This is a genomic window from Psychromonas arctica (assembly GCF_038155225.1).
Classification (GTDB): domain Bacteria; phylum Pseudomonadota; class Gammaproteobacteria; order Enterobacterales; family Psychromonadaceae; genus Psychromonas; species Psychromonas arctica_B.
Window position 1 is genome coordinate 1 of the sequence record NZ_JBAKBA010000181.1, and the last position, 238, is coordinate 238.

A 238-nucleotide genomic window follows, 5' to 3' on the forward strand; every position below is an offset into this window, starting at 1 on the left:
CTAAACTCAGAATGGTCCAATAAATAGTAAAAGCTTGTATACGTGAACGTTTATTATTACAACGACAGATACTATTAATGGTTTGGTCAATGCTCGAAATCAATAATAAAGCAATCACCACAAATGAGGCGATCCCCATCATGCTCATTTTTTTAGTTTTTTCAATGAACCGCGTCATATGCTCTTTTACCGCATCTCCAGACGTCGGCACAAAGTTATTATAGATAAGGTTTTCATT

The 238-nt window shown here is 35.3% G+C and carries 1 pseudogene; it reads right to left on the reverse strand.

The features are described 5' to 3' along the window. Positions 1-238 (reverse strand): annotated as a pseudogene (locus V6255_RS18230) (virulence factor BrkB family protein); the annotation flags it as partial.